Source organism: Kitasatospora sp. NPDC087314 (assembly GCF_044744365.1).
Taxonomy (GTDB): Bacteria; Actinomycetota; Actinomycetes; order Streptomycetales; family Streptomycetaceae; genus Kitasatospora.
The window spans coordinates 275,303-301,624 of record NZ_JBIUYE010000013.1; the positions used below are offsets into that span (position 1 = coordinate 275,303).

Consider the following 26,322-nt stretch of genomic DNA (forward strand, 5'->3'; position numbering starts at 1 on the left):
CCTACCGATCGGATCGGTGCCCCGTGACCGTGCCCCTGCGTCAACTACGGCCTGCCACCCGCACGAAGGCCCTGCTCAGCCGACTCGTCCGTACGGTCGCGACGGTCGCGCTGTTCGCGGCCGCCCTCACCGGCACGGCGGCCGGAACGGCCACCGCCGCCCCGGCCGCGCCCGCGGCGGCGGCCTCGGTGGGCGGATGGACCTGCCCCGGCACGCCCGTGCCCCCGGGGTACGTCATCACCATGTTCAACAGCGGCGGCTGCAACGGACACGGTTCCTGGTTCCAGGCACCCGCCCAGGACCGGCTGTGGACCTGTTCGGGCTCGCCGATCGTCTCCGGATACGTCCTGACGAACTACAACCCCCAGGGCTGCAGCGGTGTCGGCGCCTGGTTCCACGAGCTGGTCCGCAACGGCATCTGGACCTGCCCGTACTCGCCGATCCCGGCCGGCTACCGCAGCACCACCTATGACGCCCGCGGCTGCAACGGCCTCGGCGCCTGGCTCACCATACGCGCCTGACCCCCGGAACATCGCGCGGGCCCCGGCCGAAACCCCGGCCGGGGCCCGCGCGTTGCCCTGTGTCCGGCGACGCCGTCGCCGTGCTCCGACGGTACCGACGAGACCGTGCGGCGCGTCGCCGCTTCGCGAAGAGGTTGTCCGTGACACCGGACGAGAAGGGCGCAGGAGGACAACCCTCTCCCGGCCACTTCTAACGTATAGCGCACGGGGGGGCTTGCGGCAAGGCCCTGGTGGTGGCGCAGAATCATCGGCCCAGGCCGGAATCCGCTGAAACGGAAGTCACTGAATGCGTGTGCTGTTGTCGACGTACGGATCGCGCGGGGACCTCGAACCGCTGGTGGGGCTCGCGGCGCGGTTGCGCGAGCTCGGCACGGAGGTTCGGGTGTGCGCGCCGCCGGACGAGGACTTCGCGCAGCGGCTGGCCGGTGTCGGCGTGCCGCTGGTGCCGGTCGGCCGGTCGGCGCGCGCGCTGACGAAGGCGGCTCCGCCGTCGTCGTCCATGCCCGAGCGCGCGGCGGCGTTGATCGCCGCCCAGTTCGAGGCGGTCGCCGCGGCGGCCGAGGGCTGTGACGCCCTGGTGGCGACCGGCATGATGCCCGCTGCGGCCGGGGCGCTGTCGGTGGCCGAGAAGCTGGGCATCCCCTCCGTGTCCGTGACCTTCCAGCAGCTCACCCTGCCGTCGCCGCACCGCCGGCCGCTGGAGTACGCGGGTCGGCCGTTCCCGCCGGAGGTGACCGACAACCGGGTGCTGTGGGACTTGGACGCCGAGAGCATCAACGCGCTGTTCGGTGCGGCGCTCAACACCAACCGGGCCTCGGCCGGTATGCCGCCGGTGGACGACGTCCGCGACTACGTCATCGGCGACCGGCCGTGGCTGGCGACCGACCCGGTCCTGGACCCGTGGCGGGAGACGCCGGACCTCGACGTCGTCCAGACCGGCGCGTGGGTCGCGCCCGACACCCGCCCCCTCCCGCCCGGGCTGGAGGCGTTCCTGGCCGCCGGCGCCCCGCCGGTGTACGCGGGATTCGGCAGCATGCCGATGCACGCCGCGGCGGACGCCGCCCAGGTGGCCGTCGAGGCGATCCGGGCACAGGGGCGCCGCGCGGTCGTGCTGCGCGGCTGGGCCGGCCTGGACCCGCGCGACGAGCGGGACGACTGCTTCGTGGTCGGCGAGGTCAACCAGCAGGCGCTGTTCGGCCGGGTGGCCGCCGTCGTGCACCACGGCGGAGCGGGCACCACGACGACGGCGACCCGGTCCGGCGCGCCCCAGGTCGTGGTGCCCCAGGCGGCGGACCAGCCGTACTGGGCGGGCCGGGTGGCCGACCTGGGCATCGGCGCGGCGCACGACGGCCCGACGCCGACCGTCGAGTCCCTGTCGGCCGCGCTCAGGACGGCCCTGGCCGCCGAGACCCGGGATCGAGCGGCCGCCGTGGCCGCCACGATCCGCCACGACGGGACGACGACGGCCGCGAGGCTCCTGCTCGACGCGGTCGGCCGAGGCCGGTAGCGGGCTCCCGCGCCCGTGTGAACCACCCGAGATCCAGAACCGATGGAGTCAGCCTTGCCCCTCTCCCCCACCTCACCGTCCTCGTCCTCGTCCTCGCCCTCGCCCGCGCTCGACTCCGCCGCCACCGCCGGCTGGCGGGCCGAGGAACTGCGCGCGGAGAACGAGTACGTCGGCAAGCTGTACGACCGCCTCGAAGCCCAGCGCGAACTCGCGACGACCCGGCTGCGCGAGGTCCACCTCCGGGACAAGGGCGGAACGGCCCAGTCCCGCATGGAGCGCGACACCCTGGAGATCCACCACACCCGGCGGCTGGCCGAACTGCACGCCGCCGAGTACGGGCTCTGCTTCGGCCGGATCGAGAGCGCCGACGGCGAGCGGCAGTACATCGGCCGGATCGCCCTGTCGGACGAGGACCACGAGCCGGTCCTCACCGACTGGCGGGCGTCGGCCGCGGAGCCGTTCTACCGGGCGACGCCCGCCGCGCCCGGCGTGGTGGTGGGGCGCCGCCACCTGCGGGCCAAGGGCCGGACCGTCGTCGACTTCGACGACGACGCCTTCGGCGTGGGCTCCCCGCAGGGCCGGGACGGCGCCGAACTCAGCGGGGAGGGCGCCCTGCTCGCCTCGCTGACGGCGGCCCGGACCGGGCGGATGGGCGACATCGTCTCCACCATCCAGGCCGAGCAGGACCGGATCATCCGCTCCGCGCTCAGCGGCGTGCTGGTGGTGCAGGGCGGTCCGGGCACCGGCAAGACCGTGGTCGCCCTGCACCGCGCCGCGTACCTGCTCTACACCCACCGCGACCGGCTGGCCAAGCGCGGTGTGCTGGTCATCGGGCCGAACACGACCTTCCTGCGCTACATCGACCAGGTGCTCCCCGCGCTCGGCGAGAGCGAGGTCGTGCTGAGCAGCATCGGCGCGCTCTACCCGGGCGTGACCGGGACGGACACGGAGACGCCCGAGGCCGCCGCCGTCAAGGGCGACGCCCGGATGGCGCGGGTCCTCGCCACCGCGCTGGAGGGCCTGCGGCAGCTGCCGGAGACGTCCTGGACCATCACCGTGGGCCGGACATCGCCCTACCACGTGGAGCTCCTGATCGGCCGGGCACTCTGCGAGCGGGCCCACGCCGCCGCGCACCGGAGCGGCAAGCCCCACAACGCGGCCCGCGCCGAGCTGGTCGAGCGGCTCTCCTCGGAGCTGGCCCTGCGGATCGCCCGGGACCGGGGCGGGGACATGGACCTGGACGACGTCGCGGACCTCGCCGACGCGCTCGTCGGCGAGCCCGAGTTCCAGGCCCTGGCCGAGCGGCTGTGGCCGCTGCTGAGCCCGGAGCGGCTGCTCACGGCCCTGTACGGCTCCCCGGAGCTGCTGGCCACGGCGATGCCGGACTTCTCCGAGGCCGAGCGCGCCGCACTCCTGCGCACGCAGCCGGACCCGGATCGGCAGGCCGCCCCCCGGACGACCGACGGGACGACCGGCCCCACCGCCGACGGGACGACCGACGGGATCACCGGCTGGACCACCGACGACGTTCCGCTGCTCGACGAGGCCGCCGAACTGCTCGGCCCGCTCCCCGGCGGCGCCGTCGCCCGCCGGGCCGACGCCGCCGAGGCCGCGGAGCTGGAGTTCGCGAAGCTCGTCCTCGACGACTTCGGCGTGGGGCTGGTCGAGATGGACGCGCAGATGCTGGCGCGGCAGTACCGCGGCGAGGAGTCGCTCCGCCCGCTGGCCGAGCGCGCGACCGAGGACCGGACCTGGGGCTTCGGGCACGTGATCGTGGACGAGGCCCAGGAACTGTCCCCCATGGCCTGGCGGCTGCTGGCCCGCCGCTGCCCCGGTCGTTCCATGACGATCGTCGGCGACCTGGCGCAGACCGGCGCACCGGCCGGGCTGAGCTCCTGGGGCGAGGCGCTCGACGAGTACACCGCGGGGCGCTGGCGCACGGTGGAACTCACCATCAACTACCGCACCCCGGCCGAGATCATGGCGGTCACCGAGGGAGTCCTGCGGGCGGTCGACCCGGCGCTCACCGCCCCCACCGCGGTGCGCAGCGGCGGCATCCGCCCGTGGAGCCTGCGGGTGCCCGAGGAGGGCCGGGGAGCGGCGCTGCGCGACGCCGTCGAGCAGGAGCTCGCGGCGCTGGACGGCGGCCGGATGGCGGTCATCCACGCCCCGCACCCGCCGGCCGAACTGCTCGACGCGCTGGCCGGGTTGGCGGGCGTCGCCGCCTTCACCGACGGTCCGTCGGCGCTGGACTCGCCGGTCGTCCTGCTGACGGCCGCCCAGGCCAAGGGGCTTGAGTTCGACGTGGCCCTCGTCGTGGAGCCCGCGGAGATCCTCGCGGCGCACACCCACGGCGCGAACGACCTCTATGTGGCCCTCACCCGCGCGACGAGGAGCCTCGGGGTCGTCCACAGCGGGGAGCTGCCGGAGATGCTGACCGGCCTCGACCCGCGCTGACCCGGCCGGGGCGCCGCTACCCCTCGGCGTAGGTCGGCACCCTGCCGCGCACCCGCCGTCCCGCCTGGCCGCGCAGCAGGGAGCCGACCGTGACGCACACCAACGCGGCACCGTAGGCGGCCTGTTGGGCCTCCATGCCGCCCGCCAGGTAGAGGTACTGGGCGGCGGCCGGGACGGCGAGCCACTCCCAGCGGCCACTGAGCCCGACCAGGGCCACCACCAGCAGGCCGTACCACGGGTAGGCGGGCGCCACGACGAGCAGCGCCGTGCCGGTGACGAGCAGCGCGCCGTCCCAGGGGCGGGCCGGGTCCCCGCGCCGGAGCACCCACAGGGCCACGGCGGCCAGCGCCGCCCCGGCGGCCCACGGCAGCAGCGCGTCCGGCAGGAGGAGGGCGAGCAGCCCGAAGCGGTCGAGGTGCCCCTGCTCGTACCCCTCCTCCTTCAGGTAGCCGGGCAGGTAGCCGAGCACCCCGGTGCCGGAGGCGGCGAGGTACGGCAGGTAGGCGAGGGCGAACGCCCCGAGCGCCGCGCCCAGCAGCAGGGCGCTCTCCCGTACGGACCGGCGGGACAGCGCCCCCGGCAGGGCCAGCCCGGGGATCAGCTTGACCGCCACCGCCGCGCCGAGCAGCGCGCCCGCGCCCGTCACCCGCCGCCGCGCCGCGCATCCGAGCCCCGCGACCAGCAGCAGTGCCCCCAGCGTGTCCACGTGCGCGTCGTTGACCGACCACACCGCCACGCCCGGGCACCACCCCCACAGCGCGGCCCGCCGGCTGCCCCGCCCGACCACGAGCAGCGCCCCCGTCGTCGCCACCGCGAGCAGCGCGCCGGCGGCCTGTACACCGCGCACGCCTCCCCCGAAGGGGTGCGGGGCGAGGAACCAGGCCTCCGCGACCGGCGGGTAGATGGTGTGCACGGCGGGCCGGTTGATGCGGGTGCAGTCCCCGGCCGCCGTGCGCCGCTCGTCCCAGTCCGCGCAGGCGCCGTCCGCCGGCCAGAGGTCGGCGGAGCGCAGCCGGGCGAGCGCCGGGTCGTCCGGGGTGTGCGCGTACGGGGAGATGCCGGCGGCCTGGACGCGGCCGTCCCAGACGTAGCGGTAGGCGTCGTCGCTGGTGCGCGGCGGGGCGAGCAGCCCGACGGCGGCGACGGCGATGCTCCCGGCCAGGACCAGGGGCACGACCTGACGCCCGCTCACCCGCCGCAGCGCCAGCAGGGCGAGCGCGAACAGGAGTGCGTCCGCGGTGTACCAGGCGTAGAGCGGAGCGCGGTGGCCGAGCGTGCCGCCGCCGGTGACGGTGAGGGCGAGCGCGGCGACCAGGGCGGCGAGTGCGAGCAGGCAGCGCAGCAGCGGGGCACGGAGGGGGTGGAGAGGGGTGGGCACGCGCTCACCCTGCCACCGGAGCACGGCGCCCGGCCGCACCGGCGTGGCGTCGTTCGGATTCCGTAAGCACGTCGCGGCACCGCGAAGCGCCGGCCCGGCGGTTCCATGAACACGTGACTCCGAACTTCCTTCCGCAATTCCGCTCACCGCTGCACGAGCCCCGCACGGCCGTGGTGCTCGGCCGCTGGTTGGGTGCGGCGCTGCTGGTGTGCTTCCTGACCGGGCTGGTCAGCCACGCCCTGCAGGACCCACCCGGCCGGCTGACCCCGTACCTGCAGAGCCGCCCGGTGAACGGCTACCGGGTCACCCAGGGACTGCACGTGATCAGCGGCCTGGCCGCCGTGCCGCTGCTCGGGGCGAAGCTGTGGACGGTCTACCCCCGGCTGTTCGAGTGGCCGCCGGTGCGCAACGCGGCGCACGCGCTGGAACGGCTAGGGATCTTCGTGCTCGTCGCGACGATGCTGACGGAGCTGTTCACCGGGCTGCTCGACACCCTGCAGTGGTACCCGTGGCCGTTCCCGTTCCGCCAGACGCACTTCTGGCTGGGCTGGCTGGCGACCGGCGGCCTGCTCGTCCACGCCGCGGCCAAGGGCCCGCTGATCGTGCGGCACTGGCGTCGCCCGGCGGCCGGGCTGCCGCAGCGGCGGGCGTTCCTGGCCGCCGTGACGGCCGCGGTCGGCGCGGTCACGCTCACCACGGCCGGGCGGACCGTCCCCTTCCTGCGTCGGCTGGACCTGCTCGCCGCGCGCCGCCCCGACATCGGCCCGCAGGGGCTGCCGGTCAACCGGACCGCCGCACAGGCCGGGACGGTCACCGTGCCCGCCGACTGGCAGCTCCGGGTGGACGGCCCGCATCCGTACCGGCTGTCCCTCCCCGAGCTGCACCAACTCCCGCAGTACGAGGTCGAGTTGCCGATCGCCTGCGTGGAGGGCTGGAGCGCCTCGGCGCGCTGGACCGGGGTCCGGGTCGCCGATCTGCTGGTGCGGGCCGGCGCCCCGGCCGGCTCGGGCCTGCGGGTCACCTCGCTGGAGGTCGAGGGCCCCTACCGGGTGACGCAGATGCCCGCCGAGTACGCCGTCGACCCGCTCACGCTGCTCGCCCTGCGGGTGAACGGCGAGGTGCTGGCGGCGGACCACGGCTTCCCGGCGCGGATCATCGCGCCCAACCGGCCGGGTGTGCTGCAGACCAAGTGGGTCGCGCGTCTGGAGGTGATCTGATGTCCCGGTGGCTGCGCGCGGTCCTGCTGCTCGGCGGGCTCGCCCTGATCGGCTACGGCCTGGCCGGGCTGCTCACCGACTCCTACATCACCGATCCGTGGGGCGTGCTGGTCTGGGCGGTGGGCGCGGTGCTGCTGCACGACGGGTTCTGGGTGCCGCTGGTCTGCCTGGTCGGTGCGGCCCTGGCGCGGGGGTGGGTGCTGCGCGGCTGGCTGGTCGTCGCGGCGGCGGTGAGCGCGGTCGCGCTGCCGGCGGTGCTGCGGGACGGCGAGAACCACGGCAACACCTCCGCCCTGCCACTGCCGTACCTGCGCAACTGGCTGCTGGTGCTGGCCGTCACCGCCGGGCCGGCGCTGCTGTTCACGCTGGCCCGGCGGTGGCGGCACCGGCCGAGGGACGGGCACCCGGCGGGCGGCCGCCCAGGGGCCGGGCGGCCGGGGGTCGGGCGACCGGGGGTCGGGCGACCGGGGGTCGGGCGACCGGGGCTCAGGCGCCCGACGAAACGCCCGGCAGACCCGTCGTGAGCCCGTCCAGGGCGTGCGAGCAGACGCAGTCCCGGGCGACGGGCAGGCTCTCCAGCGCCTTGAACAGCACGGTGCGCAGCCGGTCGACGTTCCCGGCGAAGACCTCCAGCACCTCCGTGTGGGTGACGCCCTCGCCGCTCTCCACGCCCGCGTCGAGGTCGGTGACCAGCGCCAACGAGGTGTAGCAGAGCCCGAGTTCGCGGGCCAGAACGGCCTCCGGGTGGCCGGTCATGCCGACCACCGACCAGCCGTTCGCGCTGAACCAGCGGGACTCGGCGCGGGTGGAGAAGCGCGGGCCCTCGATCACCACCAGGGTGCCGCCGTCGACCGGTTCCCAGGCCACGTCCCGGGCGGCGTCCAGCGCGGACAGCCGCCCGGCCGGGCAGTACGGGTCGGCCATCGAGACGTGCACCACCTCCGGCAGCGCGCCGTCCGGCAGCAGCAGGCCGTCGTAGTAGGTCTGCACCCGGCCGGAGGTGCGGTCGACGAACTGGTCCGGCACCAGCAGCGTGCCGGGCCCGTACTCCGGGCGCAGCCCGCCGACGGCGCACGGCGCGAGCACCTGGCGCACCCCCAGGGTGTGCAGCGCCCACAGGTTGGCCCGGTAGTTGATCCGGTGCGGCGGCAGGCCGTGGCCGCGCCCGTGCCGGGGGAGGAAGGCGACCCGGCGGCCGGCCACCTCGCCCAGGAACACCGCGTCGCTGGGCGGCCCGTACGGCGTGTCGACGCGCAGTTCGGACACGTCGTCGAGCAGTGCGTAGAGCCCTGAGCCACCGATCACGCCCAGTTCGGCGCGCTGAGCGCCGGCTCCCTGATCGATCGTCATCGTTCGTACCCTTCCTCGGAGACGTCCCGGCCACTGTAGGAGCCGCCGGGCCCGCAGCGGCGACGCCCGGCCTTACGGTTCCGGAACGGCGGGCGGGGCCGGACGGCCGCGGGCCACCCGGGTGGCCCGCGGCGGCCATGCGGGTGACCTTTCGGACGTGTCGGCGGTGGTGCGCCCCACCCGGCGTGCGTCGGTGGGTGTGCGCCGCCTCCGGGCGGTGCACGCTCTGTTCCCGAATCTGAGAGCCGCCCATGCCTGCCACCGCCCGTCTACGCCGCCTCGTCCCCGCCGCCGCCCTGTGCGTGCTCACCGTGGCCCTCGCCGCCCCCGCGGCCCAGGCCGCGCCCCCGGGTCGCGCCACCGGTTCCGACCCCGGTGGGGGGCCCGACGGCGGGAGGTACGACTGGGACCGCGTGGCGGCCTGCGAGAGCAGCGGCAACTGGCGCGTCAACAGCGGCAACGGCTACTTCGGCGGCCTCCAGTTCGACGCCCCCACCTGGCGCGACAACGGCGGGCTCGCCTACGCCCCGCGCCCCGACCTCGCCAGCCGCGAGGAGCAGATCGCGGTGGCCCGGCACCTCGCCGGGCGGCGCGGCCTCTCCCCCTGGCCGGTCTGCGGCGCCCGCGCCGCCCGCGGCCACGACCGGGACCACAGCCACGACCGGGACCACAGTCACGACCGGGACCGGGACCGGGACCACGGCCACGACCACGGCCGCGGCCACGACCGGGACATCGCCCTGCCGCCGCCGGCCGCGCCCGCGACCACCAGCGGGGGCGCCGACGGCGAGTGGACGGTCCGCGAGAACGACACCCTCGCCGACCTCGCCGACACCCTGCGCGTCCCCGGCGGCTGGCCCGCCCTCTACGCGCTCAACCGCGACGCCATCGGCGACGACCCGGACCTCATCCAGCCGGGTGCGGTCCTGCGCCTGCCGTCCTGAACCACCCGCGCCGCCCGCTCAGAACGCCGCCAGGCCCGTCCGATCCGTTGCGATCGGGCGGGCCTGGCGGCACTGGGCGAGCGGTACGGCGGGGGTCAGCCGACGTGGACGCGCGGACGACGGCTGCGGTCGGGTTCGGCCTCCCGCAGCACCTCGCGGGTGACCGGGGCCACCTCGCCCTGGCCGAACAGGAAGAACCGCAGGAACTGGGCGAAGGGGTTGCCCTCGGTCCACTCGAAGTAGAGGTGCGGCTGCTGCCCGGTGCGGTCCCGGATGGTGAGGGCCAGCGCGGCGAGCGCGTTCGGGATGCTGGAGCTCTCCAGCGTCAGCACCCGGTAACGGCCGTGCAGCACCTCACCGCGCACGGTCAGCTCGGCCTCGAAGTCGGACGCGTCGCGGACGGTGACCTCGACGAAGACCAGGTCGTCCTCACCGGGAATGTCGTTGTCGGCGCGGATCTGGCGGATCTTGTCGCGGTACTCGGCGACGTCCCGGTTGGTCGGCTCGTTGGCGATCAGCCGCAGCGGGCGGTGCGCGTAGTCCCTGACGAACCGTTCCGCCACGTCGTCCAGCACCACGTCGGTGACGCGCAGTTCGAAGGCCCGCTTGAGCCGGGAGAGCAGCGACACCAGGATGATGCCCGCGATGAAGCAGGCGCCGATCTTGACGCCGTCCGGGCGCTCGGCGACGTTCAGCACGGTGGTGTAGAGGAAGATCGCCGCGATGATCGCGAAGGCCGTGGTCCAACCGCGCTGCTTGGCCTTGTACGCGGCGATGGTCACCGCGATGGCGGCCGAGCTGATCAGCACCAGCACACCCGTGGCGTACGCACCGCCCTGGGCGTCCACGTCCGCGTCGAACAGCCAGGTCACCAGGAAGCCGATCAGGGTCAGCACGATGACCATCGGCCGCACCGCGCGCGCCCAGTGCGGCGCCATCCCGTACCGGGGCAGGTAGCGCGGCAGCAGGTTGAGCATGCCCGCCATCGCCGAGGCGCCGGCGAACCACAGGATCGCGATCGTGGACAGGTCGTAGACACTGCCGAACCCGCCGCCCAGGTACTGGTGGGCGAGGTAGGCCAGCGCACGGCCGTTGGCGTCGCCGCCGGGCTTGAACTGGTCCGCCGGGATCAGCAGCGTGGTGATGAAGCTGGTGGTGATCAGGAAGCAGCTCATGATCACGGCCGCGATGGTCAGCAGCTTGCGGGTGCCGCGGATCCGGCCGGTGGGGTTGGCCTCGGTGTCGTCCGGGTCGCCCTGGATGTGGGGCATGACGGCCACACCGGTCTCGAAGCCGGACAGGCCCAGGGCCAGCTTGGGGAAGACGACGAGCGCGACGCCCACCATGATGACCGGGTTGCCGTGCTGGGCGGTGAGGGCACTGGTCCAGTCGGTGACCACGTGCGGCGCCTGGATGATCTTCCAGATGCCGACGGCGACGACCACGACGTTGAGCGTCAGGTAGACGGCGACCAGCGCGACGGCCAGGCCGATGGCCTCGCTGAAGCCCTTGAGGAAGACCGCTCCGAGCAGCGCGACCAGGATCAGGGTGATCAGGACCTGCTTGCCGCCCAGCACCCCGGTCAGGTGCGGGTTCTCCACCAGGTGGGCGCTGGCATCGGCAGCGGAGAGGGTGATGGTGATCAGGAAGTCGGTGGCCGCGAAGCCCAGCAGCGCCAGGACGAACAGCTTGCCCTTCCAGAACGACAGCAGCCGCTCCAGCATCGCGATCGAGCCCTCACCGCGCGGACTCTCCTGCGCGACCCGCCGGTACACCGGCAGCGCACCCAGCAGCGTCACGATCACCAGCACGATCGTCGCGATCGGCGACAGCACACCCGCCGCCAACGCCGCGATACCCGGCTGGTAGCCGAGCGTGGAGAAGTAGTCGAGGCCGGTCAGGCACATCACCCGCCACCAGCGCTGACCCTGGTGCGCACCGTGCGCACCCTTCGCCCCGGCGTCCCCCGACTCCACGCCCTCGGCGCCCTCCGCACCGGCGGGCTTGGCCGCCGACACGTCCTCCAGCAACCAGCCGCGCAACCGTATTCGCGCCGACGACGGTTCCGCCGCCGTCGCGTCCGTCGAACCCGACGAAACCACCTTGCACCTCTTGTTTAAAGACCCCGTAAAAGCGCCGTCGGGCGACGGCAGTGCGACAGGCTATGCGACCGGCGTTAAGGACGCGTCATCGCCCCGCGTTAAGAAAACGTCATTGCTCCGCAGGTCGCGGCGGGTGGCACGGCGGGCGGGAGCGGAGGCCGGGTGCCGGGCCGGGGTGCGGCCCGGCCCGGCACCTCAGGGCCTCCGGGGTCAGGCCTGGTAGCCGAGGACCGTCATCATGCCCGTCTCCGCGTGGTAGACGTTGTGGCAATGCACCATCCACAGGCCCGGGTTGTCGGCGTCGAAGTCGACGGCCAGGGTCGCGCCCGGCAGCACGATCGCGGTGTCCTTGCGCGGCCCGTCACCGGCCAGCGCGAACGTGTGGCCGTGCAGGTGGACGGGGTGCCACATGCTCGTGCTGTTGCGGAACTCCAGCCGCACCCGCTCCCCCGCCGCCACCGGGTAGCGCTGCGCCGGGTCGTACCTGCGGCCGTTGAACGCCCAGTCGGCCTTCGCCATGCCGCCGGTGAGCTCCAGTGGCACCGTCCGGTCCGGCGCCTTGGCGGGCAGCCGCACGCCCGGGTCGGCCTTGAGCTGAGCCGCGCCGAGCAGCCTGCCGTCCAGCTCGGCCGGGCGCACCGAGGCGTCCGGCGCGGCGCCGCCGCCGGTGCGCAGCAGGGCCAGTGCGGTGGCGTTCTTGCCCTCGGCGAGCGCGGTCAGCGGGAACACGCCGTCCTTGACGGTGACCAGGACGTCGTAGCGCTCGCCCATGCCGAGCAACAGCGCCTGGGTGGTGGCCTGCTCGACCGGGAAACCGTCGGTGTGGGTGACGGTCAGCTCGTGGCCGCCGAGCGCGACCCGGTAGGCGGTGTCGCCGCCCGCGTTGATCAACCGGATCCGGACCCGGTCGCCGGGCTTGGCGGTGAAGGTCTCGGGTGCGGTCGCGAGGCGGCCGTTGACCAGGTGGAACGGGTGACCGACGTCGCCCGCGTCGCCGCCGAGCAGGGCGCTGCGGGCGCCCATCAGCATCCGGGACGGGCCGGCGGCACCGCTCGGGGTGCCGGCGCCGGCCATGCCCGGCATCCCGGACCTGTCGTGGCCCATCGCGGAATGGTCCATCGCGGAGTGGTCCATCCCGCCCATGCCCCGGGCGAGTTCGGCGAGGACGGCGTCCGGGGTACTGCCGTCGACGCCGTCCAGCCAGTCGTCCAGGACGACGACCCACTCCTTGTCGTAGCGCAGCGGCTCCTTCGGGTCCTCGACGATCAACGGCGCGTACAGGCCGCGGTCCTGCTGGACGCCGGAGTGCGGATGGAACCAGTACGTGCCCGGGTGGGCGAGCGCGAAGCGGTGGTCGAAGGAGGCCCCGGCCTTGACGGCGGCCTGGGTCACGCCCGGCACGCCGTCCATGTCGTTGCGCAGCGCGAGGCCGTGCCAGTGCAGCGAGGTGGGCTGCGGCAGGTGGTTGGCGAGGCTGACGGCGAGCGTCTCGCCGACGGTGGCGCGCACCTCCTGGCCGGGCAGCCGGTCGCCGTACGCCCAGCTGCGGACGGTGCGGCCGCCGAGGTCGAGGGTGGTCTCGGTGGCGGTGAGCGCGACCTTGCGCTCCGGACCGGGAGTGCGCCGCGCCTCGGCGGCGGCGACCTCGGGGCCGCCGGGGGCGACGAAGCCGCCCGGGGTGGTGGGGGCGGCCCCCCGGTGGTCCATGCCCTTCATGGGATCGGCGGAGCAGGCGGCGAGCAGACCGGTGCCGGCGGCGGCGAGCGCCGCGCCGAGCACGGTGCGACGGGTGGGTGTGCGCATGACGGAGTGCACCTCGTGCGGTGGGTGTGGGTGAGCAGGACGTCGCGACGGCCGTCCCGTGTCCGCGCCGGGGCGCGGACGGGGGACGGCGGGCGCGCGCCTACTGACGCAGCACCGACAGCCGGGTGAGGAGTATCCGCCCGCCTTCGGGCGGGGGCAGCGCGCGAACGGCCCGCAGCAGCCGGGCCCTGACCTCGGCGGCGGCATCGCCGCTGTGGCGCAGCAGGGGGCCCGCGACCAGGAGCAGCAGCGTCCAGCCGGCGAGGACGGCGAGGCAGACCGCCATCGGGTCCATGCCGTCGGCCGCCGCCGTGTGCACCATCTCCTCGGCACCCGCCAGCTGACCGGCACTCACGGCGTGCCGAGCCGGCCCGTGGTCCGTTCCGTGCCCGCCCGCGGTCGGATGGCCGAGCGTATGCATCGTCACGACGCCGAACAGCAGCGCGGCGAGCAGGAGCAGTCGCAGGGCCCGGGGGACCGCCGGACGCGGCTCCACCATGGTCCACCTCCCGACCGATCCCGTCACCACGTACCCCCATAGGGTATCCCGAGCCGCAACCCCGGGCCACGCCGGGGAGGGCCGGGCGCGCCATGCCCTCCCGACCGCCGGAGATCAAAAGGCCGGGCGGCAGGTCGTGAATCGACGGCGACGACCATTCCGCCCCTGAACGGCCGCGTCTGCTCACCCCGGGAATGGCCGGCTACACCGCGAACGGCATCATCGGCACGCCTCGCCCAGCACCGTCGCGAAGGGAAAGGCAACACTCGACAACCTGTCCGAGCCGGCCGCCGCCCGCCCTGCTCTCCTCATCGGGAGCTGCGCCGCCGAACCGCCCCCGACCAGGCACCCCGACCCGGACGGCACCCTGAGGAACGTCCCCTAAGGGAGTAGACGCGGGTGCGGCCGGGCATGGCAAAGACGTAGCTGCAGGCCGCCAAACGTGAGAAGGTACCATCCATGACGGTGCTCAAATTCGTTCTCAATGTCATTTGGCTGCTTTTCTGCGGTATCTGGATGGCAATTGCTTATACAGTTGCAGGAATTATCTGCTGCCTGCTCGTCATTACCATTCCATTTGGCATCGCCTCTTTCCGGATCGCCGGGTTCATCCTCTGGCCGTTCGGCCGGACCACGGTGGAGAAGCCGGGCGCCGGGGCGGCGTCGTGCATCGGGAACGTCATCTGGCTGATCTTCGCCGGGTGGTGGCTGGCGATCGCGCACCTGGTCACCAGCATCCCGCTGTTCCTGTCGATCATCGGCATCCCCTTCGGCTGGGCCAACCTCAAGATGATCCCGATCTCGCTGATGCCGCTCGGCCGCGAGGTCGTTCCCACCGACCAGGCCTGGGGCGCCCGCTAACTTCCGTGCACACCGACGGCCGGCGAGGGGAGAAACCCTCGCCGGCCGTCGTCGTCCGTACGGCTCGCGCCGACCTCGGCGTCGAGCGGGCGCTCAATTCGGGCGGGGCCTGAGCAGGTCGTCGACCAGGGTGTCCACCAGCTCGCGGGAGATCGTCGACCCGGCCAGGGCGCCATAGACGATCGGGCCGACAAGGGCGTCGATCACGGAGTCGAGACCGAGTGCGGGCGCGATCTCGCCGGCGTCGATCGCGTGCGCGAGCAGGTCGCGTTCCTGGCCACGGCGTGGAACGAGATAGCGCTCGTGGAAGCGCCTGGCCGTGTCCGGGTCGTGCTGCGCCTGGGCGAGGAGCGCGAGCAGGACCTTGCCGGCAGGGTCGTCGGCGAGGAACTGCGCGAAGCCGTGCAGGTAGCCGCGGATGCTCTCCGCCGTGGGCTTCCCGGTCGGGACGGGAAGGTGCTTGTCACTGTCCTCGATGAGCGTGTCGAGGAGGATCTCGACCTTCGAGGGCCACCAGCGGTAGATGGTCTGCTTGGCGACGCCGGCGCGACGCGCTATCGCCTCGACGGTCAGGGCGCCGAAGCCGTGCTCGACGAGCAGATCGTCAGCGGCATGCAGCACGGCCAGACGTGCGACCTCGTCGCGTCGGCTGCCGGAGTGCGGCCTGCGGGGCTGGGATCTCGTGGCGGGCATGCGAAACACAGTACCCGTCAGCGGTTCCGTGTGATTGTCTAGACGCAACGGCTCGTCTAGACAAAGTTCCCACCCCCTAGGAGTTCATGTGTCCACCACGACCGACCGCCGAGCGCTGGTCATCGGTGCCTCTCGCGGGCTGGGGCTCGTCCTCGCCGACGAGCTCGCTCGACGCCACTGGCACGTCATCGCCACGGCCCGCCGGGGCGGCGGCGAGCTGCACGCTCGTGCCGATGCCTGGAAGGGACGACTGGAGGTCGAGTCACTGGAGATGACGAGCTCCGAACAGTTGGCCGCTCTGCGCGAGCGCCTGGACGGCCGTCGACTCGACCTGCTCTTCGTCAACGCCGCGATCAACCTGGACAACCAGCCCATCGGCGAGGTCCCGACCGACGTGTTCACCGAGGTCATGGTCACCAACGCGTTGAGTCCGCTGCGCGTCCTCGAAGCCCTTCGTGGACTCGTCGTGCCCGGTGGAACCGTCGCGGTCATGTCCTCCTCGCAGGGCAGCATTTCGCGGAACACCGAGGGCGGCTACGAGCTCTACCGGGCCAGCAAGTCCGCGCTCAACCAGCTGATGCGCAGTTACGCCGCCCGCCACGCCGGCGACGGACAGACCAAGCTGCTCATCGACCCCGGCCACAACCGGACCGAGCTCGGCGGACCGGACGCACCACTCGCGCCCGAGGAGAGCATCCCGGCCGTCGTCGACGTCCTCGAAGCGCAGGCCGGCGCCCCCGGCCTGCAGTTCCTGGATCTCCACGGCGAGACCGTCCCGTGGTAGGGCTCCAGGTCTGAGCACCGGAGGACGGCCTCGCGCCGGCGGAGGGGCTCCGGCGCGAGGCCGCGGGGTGGGCGCGGGGATCAGGACGGGCGGGGGATGTAGGCGAGGCCGTGGGCGCCGCCTTCGCCGCGCTTGGCGATGTCCAGTCGACCGAGGCCCTGGAAGGTCTCCAGGTCGACGATGTCGACGGTGGAGGAGACGAGGTTGGACACATAGGCCAGCCGGCCGTCGGGGGACGAGGTGATGGTCAACGGGAAGAGCCCCACGTCGAGTTGGCCGAGACGCCGACGGGTGTCGGCCGCGAAGACGGTGAGCCGCCCGGGCATCTGGCGGCCGAGCCCGGACGCCGGGTCGGGGGCCGTCCGCACCTCGCCGACGAGCAGCTTTCCGGTGGACGTCAGGTGCACCGGCAGGACGATGTCCCGGGTGGGCAGGGTGTCGACGACGGCCGCCGTCCTGGCGTCGACGACCCGGATCCCGGTGACCGGTCGGTCGTGGTCGGGGGCATCGGCGTCGGAGGCGGAGGAGCCGGCGTAGGGCGCGGCGACGAAGGCGTGGGTGCCGTCGGCGGAGACGTCGAGCCCTTCGCTGCCCGGCACCTCGACCTTCGCGGTGAGGACGCCCCGTTCGAGGTCGACGATCGAGACGAACGGCGCCTCCTTGTTGGTGGCGTAGCCGATCCGCCCGGCCGGGTCGATGGCGAACCAGTGCGGGCCGGGCGCGTCGGTGTCGATCCGGCCGATCGGCCGGCGGGTCTCGGTGTCGATGACCACGACGCCGCCGGGGCGGTCCGCCGAGCCCTCCACGCTGACGTAGAGGCGGCGGCGTGCCGCGTCCAACGCCAGTCCGTGCGGCCCGTGTTCGGGGGCGAGGTCGACGACCTCGACGATCCGGCGGGTGTCGGGGTCGATGACGGTCAGTTCGGTGCGGCGGCCGGTGTTCGCGTTGTAGTAGCCGGAGTGGTAGGCCGTGGCGCACCACAGCAGGCGCTGGGTCGGGTCGAAGCACAACTCGTGCGGCTCGGCGAGGACTTCGAGAGTGCCGAGGTGCCGGTCGGAGGCCGCGTCGAAGAAGGAGACGGTCGGCCCGGTCTGGCTGACGACGGCGAGGACGTCGCCTTCCCGGCCGGCGCGGGGCGGATCGAGGGGGGACTGCTGCACAGCGGACTCCTTGCCCGGGATGTGGTGGTTGCCGCGCGATCTGCGGGCAGTTCCACTCTCCGCGCACGACGGTGCCGCAGCAATGCAAGGATTGGCAGGAGATCCTTGCCTCAGACGCAAAACTGCAGCTCAGGAGCCACCCATGGACCTCAACCTGCTACGCGTCCTGGACGCCCTGCTCCAGGAGAACAGCGTGACCCGCGCCGCCGAGCTGCTCGGCACCTCCCCCGCGGCGGTCAGCCGCAGCCTGGCCCGGCTCCGCCGTGCCGTCGGCGACCCGCTGCTGGTCCGCGCGGGCCAAGGACTGGTGCCGACCCCGCGCGCCGTCGAACTCCGGGACGAGGTCGGCGCGTTGCTGCGCGGCTGCGACAACGTCCTGCGGCCGGGGGCCGGTTTCGACGCCGTGCACCTCCAGCGCACCTTCACCGTCCAGGCCGCCGATCTGCTGCTGGTCGGGCTGGCCGGGACGTTGACGGAGCGGATCCACGCCGAGGCCCCGCACGTGGATGTGGTCTTCCTGCCGGAGGCCATGGAGGGCGGCCCAGCGCTGCGGCAGGGTTGGGTCGACGTCGAACTGGGCGTCCTCGGACACCTGGACCCGGAGATCCGGACCCGGCCGCTCACCCGGATGCCGCTGGTCGGCGTCGCGCGCGGCGGCCATCCGCTCTTCGACCGGCGGATCACCGCCCGCCGGTTCGCCGCGGCCGACCACATCGGCGTCTCCCGGCTCGGCAAGCGGCTCGGACCGATCGACACCGCGCTCGCCGAGCTGGGGCTGCGGCGCCGGGTCGCGGCCGTCGTCCCCAGCCACACCAGCGCGATGATGCTCGCCCGGGACACCGACCTGATCGCGCTCAGCCTGGCCGACTGGCTGCCCGACACGATCGCCGCCCTGGGCCTGCGCACCTTCCCGATCCCCCTCGACCTGGTGCCGCTCGATCTCGGCATGGCCTGGCACCCCCGCAACGCGGCCGACCCGGCACACCGCTGGTTCCGCGAACACCTGGCGGCGGCCGTCCTCGACCCGTCGAGGCCCGCCCGAGGCGCGGGGGACCCGGAACGGTAGTCCGGCGTTTTGCCGAAACGGCAAAGTTGCTCGCCTGCCGCGCGGGCCGTCCCACACGATCGACGGGAGGCCGGGGCGCCACGGATGAGCACCACGCGAGGAGACCGGCGCGGCGAGCAGCACGCGGCGAGACCGGCGCACGGCAGACCGACAGTTCGGGAGGACGCATGACACGGCACGACACGGAGCCCAGGCACCGGCTGGTCCCCACGCCCGGGGGCAGGATCCACCTGGTGGAGCAGGGCAGCGGGCCGCTGGTGCTGCTGGTGCACGGCTTCCCGGAGTCCTGGTACTCCTGGCGCCACCAGCTCCCGGCGCTCGCCGCGGCGGGCTACCGCGCGGTAGCGCTCGACGTCCGCGGCTACGGCCGCTCCTCCCGGCCCGCCGCCCCCGAGGCCTACCGGATGCTCGACCTGGTCGAGGACAACGCCGCGGTGGTGCGCGCCCTGGTCCGGGAACAGGGCCGGGGCGAGGACGAGGAACGGGCGGTGGTGGTCGGTCACGACTGGGGCGCGACGATCGCCGCCAACAGCGCGCTGCTCCGGCCGGAGGTGTTCCGCGCGGTGGGCCTGCTCAGCGTCCCCTACACGCCGCGGGGCGGTCCCCGGCCCGGCGAGGTCTTCGCCGCGATGGGCGGTGCCGAGGAGTTCTACGTGTCCTACTTCCAGGAGCCGGGCCGGGCGGAGGCCGAGATCGAACCCGACGTCCGCGGCTGGCTCGCGGGCTTCTACGCCGCGCTGTCCGCCGACACCATGCCCGGGCCCGACGCGCCCGACCCGCACTTCGTCCGCCGGGGCGGCACGTTGCGCGAGCGCTTCCCCACCGGTCCGCTGCCCGGCTGGCTCGACGAGCGCGACCTCGACGTCTATGCCGGGGAGTTCGAGCGCACCGGCCTGACCGGTGCGCTGAACCGCTACCGGAACATGGACCGGGACTGGGCGGACCTCGCCGCCTTCGACGGCGCCCCCATCACCCAGCCCGCCCTGTTCCTCGGCGGCACCCGGGACGCCTCCACCACCTGGCTGGCCGACGCGATCGAGGCCTACCCCGTCACCCTCCCGGGCCTGCTCTCCTCCCATCTCCTCGACGGCTGCGGTCACTGGATCCAGCAGGAGCGCCCCGCCGAGGTCAACCGACTGCTCATCGACTGGCTGGACGCACTGCCCCGCTGACCAGCACCACCGGGCCACGGGCCGCCCGCTCCGGCCTGCCCGCCCTCCCGCCGAACGCCGGGGGGGCGGGCTACGGGGCGCAGTTGGCGTTCAGGCTGTGGATGTCGGCCCGGAGCTTGACGGTGCCGGAACCGTTGTAGGGGTGGGCGTCGACGAAGCGCTGGGCGTCGTCGCGCACGCCCTGCCAGTCGGTGTGGCTGCTCGGGGCACCGGCGTTCGCCAGGTCGGTGCGGGTCTGGGCGACGGCCTGGCCGCAGGTGGTCGCGGGGAGGGCGGTGGCGGCGATGGCCGGGGTCACCGGGGAGGCGAGGGCCAGGAGGGCCAGGACGGCGAGGACGGAGTCCGCGGCGAGGCCGAGGCCGAAGGTGCGAGTGGTCATGCCAGGACTGTGCGCCGACCACCTGTACCCCCATTCCCGCGCGGGACGTCTTCCACCCGCGCGGGCGAGCGCGTGCCGGGGGCGTGCGCCGTAGGGCTTGGCTCACCGTTCCCGCCGCGCGCCGATGCGACGCGAATGGTGGGACAAGCCCTACAGCCCGAGGATGCGCGCGGCCGCCTCCCGCATCTCTACCTTGCGGACCTTGCCGGTGACGGTCATCGGGAACTCCTCGGCCACGTGCACGTAGCGCGGGATCTTCACGTGGGCGAGGCGGCCGGTGCAGTAGGCGCGGACGGCCTCGGCGGTGAGCGGCTCGGCACCCTCGCGCATCCGGACCCAGGCCATCAGCTCCTCGCCGTACCTGGCGTCGGGCACGCCGACGACCTGCACGTCGAGGATGTCGGGGTGGGTGTGGAGGAACTCCTCGATCTCGCGCGGGTAGAGGTTCTCGCCGCCGCGGATGACCATGTCCTTGATCCGTCCGGTGATGGCGAGGTAGCCGTCCTCGTCCATGACGGCGAGATCACCGGTGTGCATCCAGCGCGCGGCGTCGACGGCCTCGGCGGTGCGCTCGGGCTCGCCCCAGTAGCCGAGCATCACCGAGTAGCCGCGGGTGCAGAGTTCGCCGGGCTCGCCGCGCGGGACGGTACTGCCGGTGGCCGGGTCGACCACCTTGACCTCCAGGTGCGGGCCGACCCGGCCGACGGTGGACACCCGGCGGTCGACCGAGTCGTCGGCGCGGGTCTGGGTGGAGACGGGCGAGGTCTCGGTCATGCCGTAGCAGATGGCCACCTCGGCCATGCCCATCCGGCCCATGACGTCCTTCATCACCTCGGCCGGGCAGGGCGCGCCCGCCATGATGCCGGTGCGCAGGCTGCTGAGGTCGTAGCGCGCGAAGTCGGGGTCGGCGAGTTCGGCGATGAACATGGTGGGCACCCCGTACAGCGAGGTGCAGCGCTCGGCGGCGACGGCGGCCAGGGTGGCGCCCGGCTCGAAGGAGGGGGCGGGGATCACCGTGCAGGCGCCGTGCGAGGTGGCGGCGAGGTTTCCCATCACCATGCCGAAGCAGTGGTAGAAGGGCACCGGGACGCAGATCCGGTCCTGCTCGGTGTACCTGAGCAACTCGCCGACGAAGTAACCGTTGTTGAGGATGTTGTGGTGCGACAGCGTCGCACCCTTGGGGAAGCCGGTGGTGCCGGAGGTGTACTGGATGTTGATCGGGTCGTCGGGCGACAACTCCCGCTCGCGCTCGGCGAGACGGGCCGGGTCGGCGCCGCGCCCGGCGGCGAGCAGCGCCTCCCAGCCCGGACCGCCGAGCAGCACCACCCGGTCCAACTCCGGGCAGCGGGGCCGCACTTCCCGGATCATCCCGGCGTAGTCGGAGGTCTTGAAGCGCTCGGCCGCGACCAGCAGCCGGACTCCGGCCTGGTTCAGCACGTACTCCAACTCGTGCGAGCGGTAAGCCGGGTTGACGGTGACCAGGATCGCGCCGAGCTTGGCGGTGGCGTACTGGGTGAGCGTCCACTCGGCGCAGTTGGGCGCCCAGATGCCGACCCGGTCGCCCTTGGCGAGCCCGAGGTCGAGCAGGCCGAGGACCAGCGCCTCGACGTCGGCGGCGAGTTCGGCGTACGTCCAGCGGCGGGCGGTGGCCCGGTCGACCAGGGCGTCCCGCTCGGGGAAGGCGCGCACCGCGCGGTCGAGGTTCTCCCCGATGGTGTCGCCGAGCAGCGGGACGTCCGAGGCGCCGGAGGAGTAGCTGCGCGGGGTCGGCATGATCGGCACGGTGTGACTCCTGGGTGGGCGTGCGGGTCGGGGACCATGGTCGCGGTCCCGCGCCCGCGCCGCCACCCCCGAACGGGGGTGCGGACACGACTCTGGGGCCGCCCGTCGGGTTCGACGGACGGCCCCAGCAGTCGGATCAGCCCCAGCAGTCGGGTCAGTGGTTGATGCAGGTGGTGTGGCCCAAGCTCGGGTTGAGGATGCTGATGATGCCGACCGAGTTGCCGCAGACGTTGGCCTCGAAGTTGATCGGGATCTGGATCTGGTTGCCGGAGAGCACACCGGGGGAACCGAAGGCGAGACCGTTCGCGGTCGCGTCGCCCGCGGCAGCGGTGCCGGCACCGGCCAGGACGGTCACAGCGGCGAGCGCGGTGGCGGCGAGGGTGGTACGAAGACGCATTGCGTCACTCCTTGTGAGGGTGGCGAACTTCCATGTGACGATCACACTCGCACCGATCGAACTCGACGGCAGGCCGGAAACGTCCGAATTGGTCACTCAGAGGGCGTGTCGCCCTCCCGCTCCCCGACCGCGGCCCCGCAGGACCCGGACACGCTCAGTGATTCCAGCAGGTCCCGGGCCGGTTCAAGCCCCGGTTCGGCCGCCACCGCGCGGTGCAGCAAGCCGAGCGCGAACGCCCCGTCGCCGGCCGCCAGCGCGTCCAGCGCCCGGTTGTAGTCGATCCGAGCGGCGTAACGCAGCCGGACCAGCGCGGCCAGGTCCTCCCGGCAGGACGGGCAGCGCAGGCCCTGCGGGTCCGCCGGGACGGCGCACTGCGGGCAGAGCACCTTGATCGGAGGCACGTCGGCAGCCGGCCCGCCGATCGGAGTCACGTCGGAGCTCATCGCGGACCGGCCTCCTCGGGGCGGACGGGGCCGAGCGACTCCGCGAGCGGCTCACTGCCCAGCTCCCGCTGCGCCTGCGCGTACAGCGCCAGCAGGGCCGAGCTGTGCTGGTTGGCGGCCTCCATGTTGGCCGACTCCACCGCCTCGTCCAGCCCGCGCAGCTCGGCCATGATCCGCTGCGCCAGCGCCGGCGAGACCATGTTCTGGTTGACGTAGACGTTGCACATGGTGAGCATCCGGAAGGTGTGCCCGAGCGAGTCGCACAGCTCGTCGGCCCGCTGGGCGGCGCGCATCGCGCCCTCCCAGTCGGCCGCCTCGCGGCGCAGCCGCAGCTCGGCGGCCACCGACCGCAGCCGGTCGAGGTCGCTCGGGTCGAGGTGCTTCTCGCAGTAGTGGAGGAACAGGCTCAGGTACGCCTCCGAGCCTCGGACCCAGCGCTGCGCCTTGAGCTGGCGCTGGGCCCGCTCCAGCGCCTCGTCCACCGACTGGCCACGGGTCTGGCCGGCGGCCAGGTCGTCCAGGCTGTCCATGAGCCGCTGCGCCTCGCGCATCTCGGCCTCGGTGAGCTCGCCGCCCCAGCGGTCGGTGAAGGTCTCGATCTGCCGCTGCTGCTCCTCGACCTGGACCTTGAGCTCGGGGTCGAGGGTGACGCGCTCCAGCTTGACGGTCTTCTCGCCGCCGCCCTGGATCCGCACCGACAGGGTGATGGTGCGGTCCCGGTCGAGACCGAAGGACACCTCCACCGGGGTGCGGCCGCCGAGTCCGGCGGGCAGGCGCAGGGTCAGGTGGCCGATCAGCTCGTTCTGCTGGGCGATCTCGTGCTCGCCCTCGTAGACCGCGATCTCCAGCCGCTGGCGGCCGCTGCCGGAGACCACGAACTCGCGGCTGACCGGCGAACCGGTCGGGTAGCTGGTGTTCTTGGGGATGATGACGGCCAGCCGGCCGTCGTTGAGCTCGATGCCGAGGTTCTTCGGGGTGATGTCGAACGGGTTGGTGACCTGCATCAGCTCGCCGCAGCCCTGGCAGACCTCGCTGCCGGGCGGGTTGACCACGCCGCAGGCGGCGCAGCGCAGGCCGACGTCCTCGGCGGCGGTCGAGGCCACCCTGGTCCGGCCGGGGGCGGCGGAGTTGAGCGCCTCGCCGCACAGCTCGCAGGCGGTGACGCCGGGGGCGGCCGGGGTGCCGCAGCGCGGGCAGTTGTCGCTGCGCACGACGGTGGCCGCCTGGGACTGTGCCGGGATGCCCGCCCCGGTGGCCGAAGCACCCGCCTCCTGGCCGCACTTGGGGCAGGTCGCGGCCTCGGCGTCGACCGGGAGGTGGCAGCCGGTGCAGGAGACCCGGGGCCCGCCGAGCAGCGAGGTGGCGCAGTTGGCGCAGTTGGAGGCGGAGAGGTCGCCGGGGGCCCGGCACTCGGGGCACTCCACCTCGCCGACCAGCGCGGACTGTACGGCCGCGCCGAGCGCCACGCACTGCATCGGGTTGACGCCGCGCCGGATCCGGCGCGGCCCGAAGACCTCGCCGAGCCGCCGGGCCACCAGCGGGATCGCGGTGGAGCCGCCGACCAGCACCACCTCGTCGATGTCCCCGACGGTGAGGTTGGCCTGCATGATGGCCTTGTGGGTCAGCTCGATGGTGCGCTCGATCCGGGCCTCGATCAGCTCCTCGAAGCGGGCCCGCTCGAACTCCGTCTCCAGCACCAGCTGGCCGGCGCCGAGGCCGGGCAGGATCACCTCGGAGGCCTCCTGGTGGGAGAGCTCGATCTTGATGGTCTCGGCGGTGGAGGCGATCTTCGGCCGGTCCCGCAGGTCGGGCTGGTAGTCGGCGCCGTACTCCTCCCGGATGTCCTCCAGCAGCGCGGTGGTGATCGCGCGGTCGAAGTCGTCGCCGCCGAGCAGGTTGTCGCCCTCGATGCCGAGCACCGAGACCGAGCCGGGCACCAGCAGCAGGATGGAGATGTCGAAGGTGCCGCCGCCGAGGTCGTAGACCAGGACGGTCCGGCCCTCGTCGCCGGCCTCGGAGGTGATCCCGTAGGCGAGCGCGGCGGCGGTCGGCTCGTTGATGATCCGCAGCACGTGCAGGCCGGCCATCCGGCCCGCCTCCTGGGTGGCCGCGACCTGCCGCTCGCCGAAGTACGCCGGGACGGTGATGACGGCCCGGTGGAAGGGCTCGCCGAAGCGCTGCTCGGCGTCCTCCTTCAGGCGGTGCAGGATGATCGCGGAGATCTCGATCGGGGTGTAGGAGCGGCCGTTGAACCAGACGTTCACGTCGCCGTCGGTACCCGCCGTGACCTTGTAGTCGACCTCCTTGAGGGCGGCCTGGACCTGCGGGTCCTTGAACTTGCGGCCCATGAAGCGCTTGACCGAGCGGATCACGTTGGCGCCGTCGATGGCGACCCGGCTGCGCGCGGTCGAGCCGACCAGCAGCTCGCCCTTGCGGCCGCTGCCGACCACGGAGGGCGTGGCCTCCTGGTTCTGCCGGTTGAAGATGATCTCCGGCTCGCCCCGGCGCAGGTGGGCCACCACGGAGTTGGTGGTTCCCAGGTCGATGCCGAGTGTGCGGTACATGTCGTTCCCCTCTTGCCCCTCGTGGTCCTGACTACTTCTTCCGCTTGCGCCGGCCGCCCGTGGCCGCGCCCTTCCGGCGGGCCCGGGGCGGGGCCGTCGTGGCCCGGGCGGGGTTCACCGGCGCGGCGGCTTCGGGTTCGGGTTCGGGCTCCGGTGGCACGGCCTCGGACTCGGGTGCCGGTTCGGGCCCGGGCTCCCCCGGCCGGTCCGGCGCCGCCCCCGACTCGGGCTCCGGGGCGAGCGCGCGCTCGACGTCCTCGGCGAACACCGACTCCGGTTCCGGGACGGGCGCGGCGACCACGACCTGGGCCCGGCGCAGCACCTCCTCCCCCCAGAAGAACCCGGTGACCACCGTCTGCACGACCGTCTCCGGCGCCACCCCGAACCGCGGTTCGGTGCCGACGATCTCGGTCAGCGCCGGGTCCGCCGCCAGGCCCTCCAGTCGCATCGGGCGCACCCCCGCCTTGGCGAGCCGTCCGAGCAGCCGCCGGCGGGTGGCCTCGATCCCGGCGCCGCGCCCGAGCAGCACCAGTTCGCGGTCCAGGCCGAGCGCGGCGAGGGCGTCGTCCACCTCGACCAAGATGCCCAGCAGGTCCCGCTGGGTGGACCGGGCGGTCTGCGCCTCATCGGCCCGTAGGCGCTGCAACAGGGAGGCCCGGTAGAGCAGTTGGCTGAACGCCTGGTCGAGGTCGACCTCCAGGGCGCGCTGCGGGATCTCCAGCGGCTGGTGGCCCTCGGAGGAGGGGGCGGGCGGTGCGTCGGTCATTCCGGTACCTCGATCTGCGGCAGCACGGACAGGTCGGCGGCGTAGCGGGCGGGGATGGGCGGTTCGGGATCGGCGCCGCCGGGGGCGGGTTCGGCGAAGTCGGCCGCCGACTCGGCCCGGTGCAGCGCCAGCAGGGAGGCGGCGGGCGGCAGCGGCGGGCGTTCGATGACCAGCAGCGGCTCGGCGAGAGCGGGCGCCAGCAGGTCGGCCGCCTGGTCGACGGGCTCCGGCGGCAGCGGTCGCTGGAGGTCCGACTCCAGCCGCCGGTCCGGGTTTCGCAGCAGTGCGGCGGCGTCCTGGATCTGCTGGCGGGTGTACCGGCCCGCCCGCATCGCCGGGCCGACGGCGAGGTTGATCTCGCGCACGCCGGCCGTGAGCGCAACGCCCAGGACCTCGTACGGCGACGGTTCGTGCAGTGGCATGGCGGGCGGCTTCTCTCCTCACGGCTGACGGTTACTCAGGGATGGCGCAGGACCT

At 73.6% G+C, this 26,322-nt stretch carries 24 protein-coding genes; 10 read left to right on the forward strand and 14 right to left on the reverse strand.

Annotation, left to right across the window (positions count from 1 at the left end):
• Window positions 1–23: 23 nt before the first annotated feature.
• From ACIO5E_RS27970 to ACIO5E_RS27980, 3 genes are all read left to right on the forward strand, one after another.
• The gene (locus tag ACIO5E_RS27970; protein WP_400672880.1) at window positions 24–521 is read left to right on the forward strand and encodes a hypothetical protein; all 498 of its coding nucleotides are present in this window, start codon (window positions 24–26) and stop codon (window positions 519–521) included.
• Between the two features lie 286 nt (window positions 522–807).
• Window positions 808–2,028, forward strand: coding sequence for a glycosyltransferase (locus ACIO5E_RS27975; protein WP_400672882.1), 1,221 nt, complete (start codon window positions 808–810; stop codon window positions 2,026–2,028).
• Window positions 2,029–2,082: 54 nt separating this feature from the next.
• On the forward strand, window positions 2,083–4,485 hold the full coding sequence (locus tag ACIO5E_RS27980; protein WP_400672884.1) for a HelD family protein: 2,403 nt from the start codon (window positions 2,083–2,085) through the stop codon (window positions 4,483–4,485).
• A gap of 16 nt (window positions 4,486–4,501) precedes the next feature.
• Here the strand turns inward: ACIO5E_RS27980 and ACIO5E_RS27985 are convergent, their stop codons facing one another.
• Window positions 4,502–5,863, reverse strand: coding sequence for a glycosyltransferase 87 family protein (locus tag ACIO5E_RS27985; RefSeq protein WP_400672886.1), 1,362 nt, complete (start codon window positions 5,861–5,863; stop codon window positions 4,502–4,504).
• Window positions 5,864–5,976: 113 nt separating this feature from the next.
• On the opposite strand from ACIO5E_RS27985, the gene ACIO5E_RS27990 reads away from it, so the two are divergent.
• Both ACIO5E_RS27990 and ACIO5E_RS27995 read left to right on the forward strand, forming a co-directional pair.
• Window positions 5,977–7,080 (forward strand): molybdopterin-dependent oxidoreductase, encoded by a 1,104-nt coding sequence (locus tag ACIO5E_RS27990; RefSeq protein WP_400672889.1) that lies wholly within the window; start codon window positions 5,977–5,979, stop codon window positions 7,078–7,080.
• Window positions 7,080–7,604, forward strand: a complete 525-nt coding sequence (locus ACIO5E_RS27995; protein WP_400672891.1) for a hypothetical protein — start codon at window positions 7,080–7,082, stop codon at window positions 7,602–7,604. The genes ACIO5E_RS27990 and ACIO5E_RS27995 overlap by 1 nt, the downstream gene beginning before the upstream one ends.
• Here ACIO5E_RS27995 and ACIO5E_RS28000 read toward each other — a convergent pair.
• On the reverse strand, window positions 7,567–8,430 hold the full coding sequence (locus ACIO5E_RS28000; protein WP_400672893.1) for an S-methyl-5'-thioadenosine phosphorylase: 864 nt from the start codon (window positions 8,428–8,430) through the stop codon (window positions 7,567–7,569). The genes ACIO5E_RS27995 and ACIO5E_RS28000 overlap by 38 nt on opposite strands.
• A gap of 251 nt (window positions 8,431–8,681) precedes the next feature.
• On the opposite strand from ACIO5E_RS28000, the gene ACIO5E_RS28005 reads away from it, so the two are divergent.
• Window positions 8,682–9,374 (forward strand): transglycosylase family protein, encoded by a 693-nt coding sequence (locus ACIO5E_RS28005; RefSeq protein WP_400672896.1) that lies wholly within the window; start codon window positions 8,682–8,684, stop codon window positions 9,372–9,374.
• A gap of 95 nt (window positions 9,375–9,469) precedes the next feature.
• Here ACIO5E_RS28005 and ACIO5E_RS28010 read toward each other — a convergent pair whose 3' ends face one another.
• From ACIO5E_RS28010 to ACIO5E_RS28020, 3 genes are all read right to left on the reverse strand, one after another.
• Window positions 9,470–11,281 carry an amino acid transporter gene (locus tag ACIO5E_RS28010; RefSeq protein WP_400672999.1) on the reverse strand — a complete coding sequence of 604 codons (1,812 nt, stop codon included), beginning with the start codon at window positions 11,279–11,281 and terminating at the stop codon, window positions 9,470–9,472.
• 405 nt (window positions 11,282–11,686) lie between these two features.
• Entirely contained in the window at window positions 11,687–13,279 is a 1,593-nt protein-coding gene (locus ACIO5E_RS28015; protein WP_400672899.1) for a multicopper oxidase family protein, read from the reverse strand.
• 100 nt (window positions 13,280–13,379) lie between these two features.
• Window positions 13,380–13,778: a DUF6153 family protein gene (locus tag ACIO5E_RS28020; protein ID WP_400672902.1), complete on the reverse strand. Its 399-nt coding sequence runs from the start codon at window positions 13,776–13,778 to the stop codon at window positions 13,380–13,382.
• Between the two features lie 459 nt (window positions 13,779–14,237).
• Here ACIO5E_RS28020 and ACIO5E_RS28025 point away from each other — a divergent pair, with 459 nt between their 5' ends.
• Window positions 14,238–14,639, forward strand: coding sequence for a YccF domain-containing protein (locus ACIO5E_RS28025; RefSeq protein ID WP_400672904.1), 402 nt, complete (start codon window positions 14,238–14,240; stop codon window positions 14,637–14,639).
• 93 nt (window positions 14,640–14,732) lie between these two features.
• On the opposite strand, the gene ACIO5E_RS28030 is transcribed toward ACIO5E_RS28025, so the two are convergent.
• A complete protein-coding gene (locus ACIO5E_RS28030; protein WP_400672906.1) occupies window positions 14,733–15,332 on the reverse strand; it encodes a TetR/AcrR family transcriptional regulator in 600 nt (199 codons plus the stop codon).
• Between the two features lie 88 nt (window positions 15,333–15,420).
• On the opposite strand from ACIO5E_RS28030, the gene ACIO5E_RS28035 reads away from it, so the two are divergent.
• Window positions 15,421–16,116, forward strand: coding sequence for an SDR family NAD(P)-dependent oxidoreductase (locus ACIO5E_RS28035; RefSeq protein WP_400672908.1), 696 nt, complete (start codon window positions 15,421–15,423; stop codon window positions 16,114–16,116).
• A gap of 80 nt (window positions 16,117–16,196) precedes the next feature.
• Here ACIO5E_RS28035 and ACIO5E_RS28040 read toward each other — a convergent pair whose 3' ends face one another.
• A complete protein-coding gene (locus ACIO5E_RS28040; RefSeq protein ID WP_400672911.1) occupies window positions 16,197–17,276 on the reverse strand; it encodes a YncE family protein in 1,080 nt (359 codons plus the stop codon).
• 142 nt (window positions 17,277–17,418) lie between these two features.
• On the opposite strand from ACIO5E_RS28040, the gene ACIO5E_RS28045 reads away from it, so the two are divergent.
• Window positions 17,419–18,342, forward strand: coding sequence for a LysR family transcriptional regulator (locus ACIO5E_RS28045; protein WP_400672914.1), 924 nt, complete (start codon window positions 17,419–17,421; stop codon window positions 18,340–18,342).
• A 167-nt stretch (window positions 18,343–18,509) separates the two neighbouring features.
• Window positions 18,510–19,514 carry an alpha/beta fold hydrolase gene (locus ACIO5E_RS28050; protein ID WP_400672916.1) on the forward strand — a complete coding sequence of 335 codons (1,005 nt, stop codon included), beginning with the start codon at window positions 18,510–18,512 and terminating at the stop codon, window positions 19,512–19,514.
• 70 nt (window positions 19,515–19,584) lie between these two features.
• Here the strand turns inward: ACIO5E_RS28050 and ACIO5E_RS28055 are convergent, their stop codons facing one another.
• The 7 genes from ACIO5E_RS28055 to ACIO5E_RS28085 all read right to left on the reverse strand — a co-directional run bounded on the left by ACIO5E_RS28055 (window position 19,585) and on the right by ACIO5E_RS28085 (window position 26,267).
• Window positions 19,585–19,893: a hypothetical protein gene (locus ACIO5E_RS28055; protein ID WP_400672919.1), complete on the reverse strand. Its 309-nt coding sequence runs from the start codon at window positions 19,891–19,893 to the stop codon at window positions 19,585–19,587.
• 150 nt (window positions 19,894–20,043) lie between these two features.
• Window positions 20,044–21,666, reverse strand: a complete 1,623-nt coding sequence (locus tag ACIO5E_RS28060; protein ID WP_400673001.1) for an AMP-binding protein — start codon at window positions 21,664–21,666, stop codon at window positions 20,044–20,046.
• Window positions 21,667–21,829: 163 nt separating this feature from the next.
• Window positions 21,830–22,072, reverse strand: coding sequence for a chaplin (locus ACIO5E_RS28065; protein ID WP_400672921.1), 243 nt, complete (start codon window positions 22,070–22,072; stop codon window positions 21,830–21,832).
• A gap of 92 nt (window positions 22,073–22,164) precedes the next feature.
• On the reverse strand, window positions 22,165–22,515 hold the full coding sequence (locus tag ACIO5E_RS28070) for a hypothetical protein (RefSeq protein ID WP_400672923.1): 351 nt from the start codon (window positions 22,513–22,515) through the stop codon (window positions 22,165–22,167).
• Complete coding sequence (locus tag ACIO5E_RS28075; protein WP_400672926.1) at window positions 22,512–25,079, reverse strand: Hsp70 family protein; 2,568 nt, start codon at window positions 25,077–25,079, stop codon at window positions 22,512–22,514. The genes ACIO5E_RS28070 and ACIO5E_RS28075 overlap by 4 nt, the downstream gene beginning before the upstream one ends.
• Before the next feature lie 31 nt (window positions 25,080–25,110).
• Window positions 25,111–25,845, reverse strand: a complete 735-nt coding sequence (locus ACIO5E_RS28080; protein WP_400672928.1) for a nucleotide exchange factor GrpE — start codon at window positions 25,843–25,845, stop codon at window positions 25,111–25,113.
• A complete protein-coding gene (locus tag ACIO5E_RS28085) occupies window positions 25,842–26,267 on the reverse strand; it encodes a hypothetical protein (RefSeq protein WP_400672930.1) in 426 nt (141 codons plus the stop codon). Before ACIO5E_RS28085 ends, ACIO5E_RS28080 begins: the two co-directional genes overlap by 4 nt.
• Between the last annotated feature and the right edge of the window lie 55 nt (window positions 26,268–26,322).

What these genes read in the sequence shown, in the direction of transcription:
- ACIO5E_RS28065 (WP_400672921.1), bottom strand. Translation starts at nt 22,072, where the DNA reads ATGCGTCTTCGTACCACCCTCGCCGCCACCGCGCTCGCCGCTGTGACC.
- ACIO5E_RS28075 (WP_400672926.1), bottom strand. Translation starts at nt 25,079, where the DNA reads ATGTACCGCACACTCGGCATCGACCTGGGAACCACCAACTCCGTGGTG.
- ACIO5E_RS28050 (WP_400672916.1), top strand. Translation starts at nt 18,510, where the DNA reads ATGACACGGCACGACACGGAGCCCAGGCACCGGCTGGTCCCCACGCCC.
- ACIO5E_RS28045 (WP_400672914.1), top strand. Translation starts at nt 17,419, where the DNA reads ATGGACCTCAACCTGCTACGCGTCCTGGACGCCCTGCTCCAGGAGAAC.
- ACIO5E_RS28060 (WP_400673001.1), bottom strand. Translation starts at nt 21,666, where the DNA reads ATGCCGACCCCGCGCAGCTACTCCTCCGGCGCCTCGGACGTCCCGCTG.
- ACIO5E_RS28020 (WP_400672902.1), bottom strand. Translation starts at nt 13,778, where the DNA reads ATGGTGGAGCCGCGTCCGGCGGTCCCCCGGGCCCTGCGACTGCTCCTG.
- ACIO5E_RS27975 (WP_400672882.1), top strand. Translation starts at nt 808, where the DNA reads ATGCGTGTGCTGTTGTCGACGTACGGATCGCGCGGGGACCTCGAACCG.
- ACIO5E_RS28025 (WP_400672904.1), top strand. Translation starts at nt 14,238, where the DNA reads ATGACGGTGCTCAAATTCGTTCTCAATGTCATTTGGCTGCTTTTCTGC.
- ACIO5E_RS28080 (WP_400672928.1), bottom strand. Translation starts at nt 25,845, where the DNA reads ATGACCGACGCACCGCCCGCCCCCTCCTCCGAGGGCCACCAGCCGCTG.
- ACIO5E_RS28005 (WP_400672896.1), top strand. Translation starts at nt 8,682, where the DNA reads ATGCCTGCCACCGCCCGTCTACGCCGCCTCGTCCCCGCCGCCGCCCTG.
- ACIO5E_RS28030 (WP_400672906.1), bottom strand. Translation starts at nt 15,332, where the DNA reads ATGCCCGCCACGAGATCCCAGCCCCGCAGGCCGCACTCCGGCAGCCGA.
- ACIO5E_RS28015 (WP_400672899.1), bottom strand. Translation starts at nt 13,279, where the DNA reads ATGCGCACACCCACCCGTCGCACCGTGCTCGGCGCGGCGCTCGCCGCC.
- ACIO5E_RS28070 (WP_400672923.1), bottom strand. Translation starts at nt 22,515, where the DNA reads ATGAGCTCCGACGTGACTCCGATCGGCGGGCCGGCTGCCGACGTGCCT.
- ACIO5E_RS27995 (WP_400672891.1), top strand. Translation starts at nt 7,080, where the DNA reads ATGTCCCGGTGGCTGCGCGCGGTCCTGCTGCTCGGCGGGCTCGCCCTG.
- ACIO5E_RS28055 (WP_400672919.1), bottom strand. Translation starts at nt 19,893, where the DNA reads ATGACCACTCGCACCTTCGGCCTCGGCCTCGCCGCGGACTCCGTCCTC.
- ACIO5E_RS28085 (WP_400672930.1), bottom strand. Translation starts at nt 26,267, where the DNA reads ATGCCACTGCACGAACCGTCGCCGTACGAGGTCCTGGGCGTTGCGCTC.
- ACIO5E_RS28010 (WP_400672999.1), bottom strand. Translation starts at nt 11,281, where the DNA reads ATGTGCCTGACCGGCCTCGACTACTTCTCCACGCTCGGCTACCAGCCG.
- ACIO5E_RS28000 (WP_400672893.1), bottom strand. Translation starts at nt 8,430, where the DNA reads ATGACGATCGATCAGGGAGCCGGCGCTCAGCGCGCCGAACTGGGCGTG.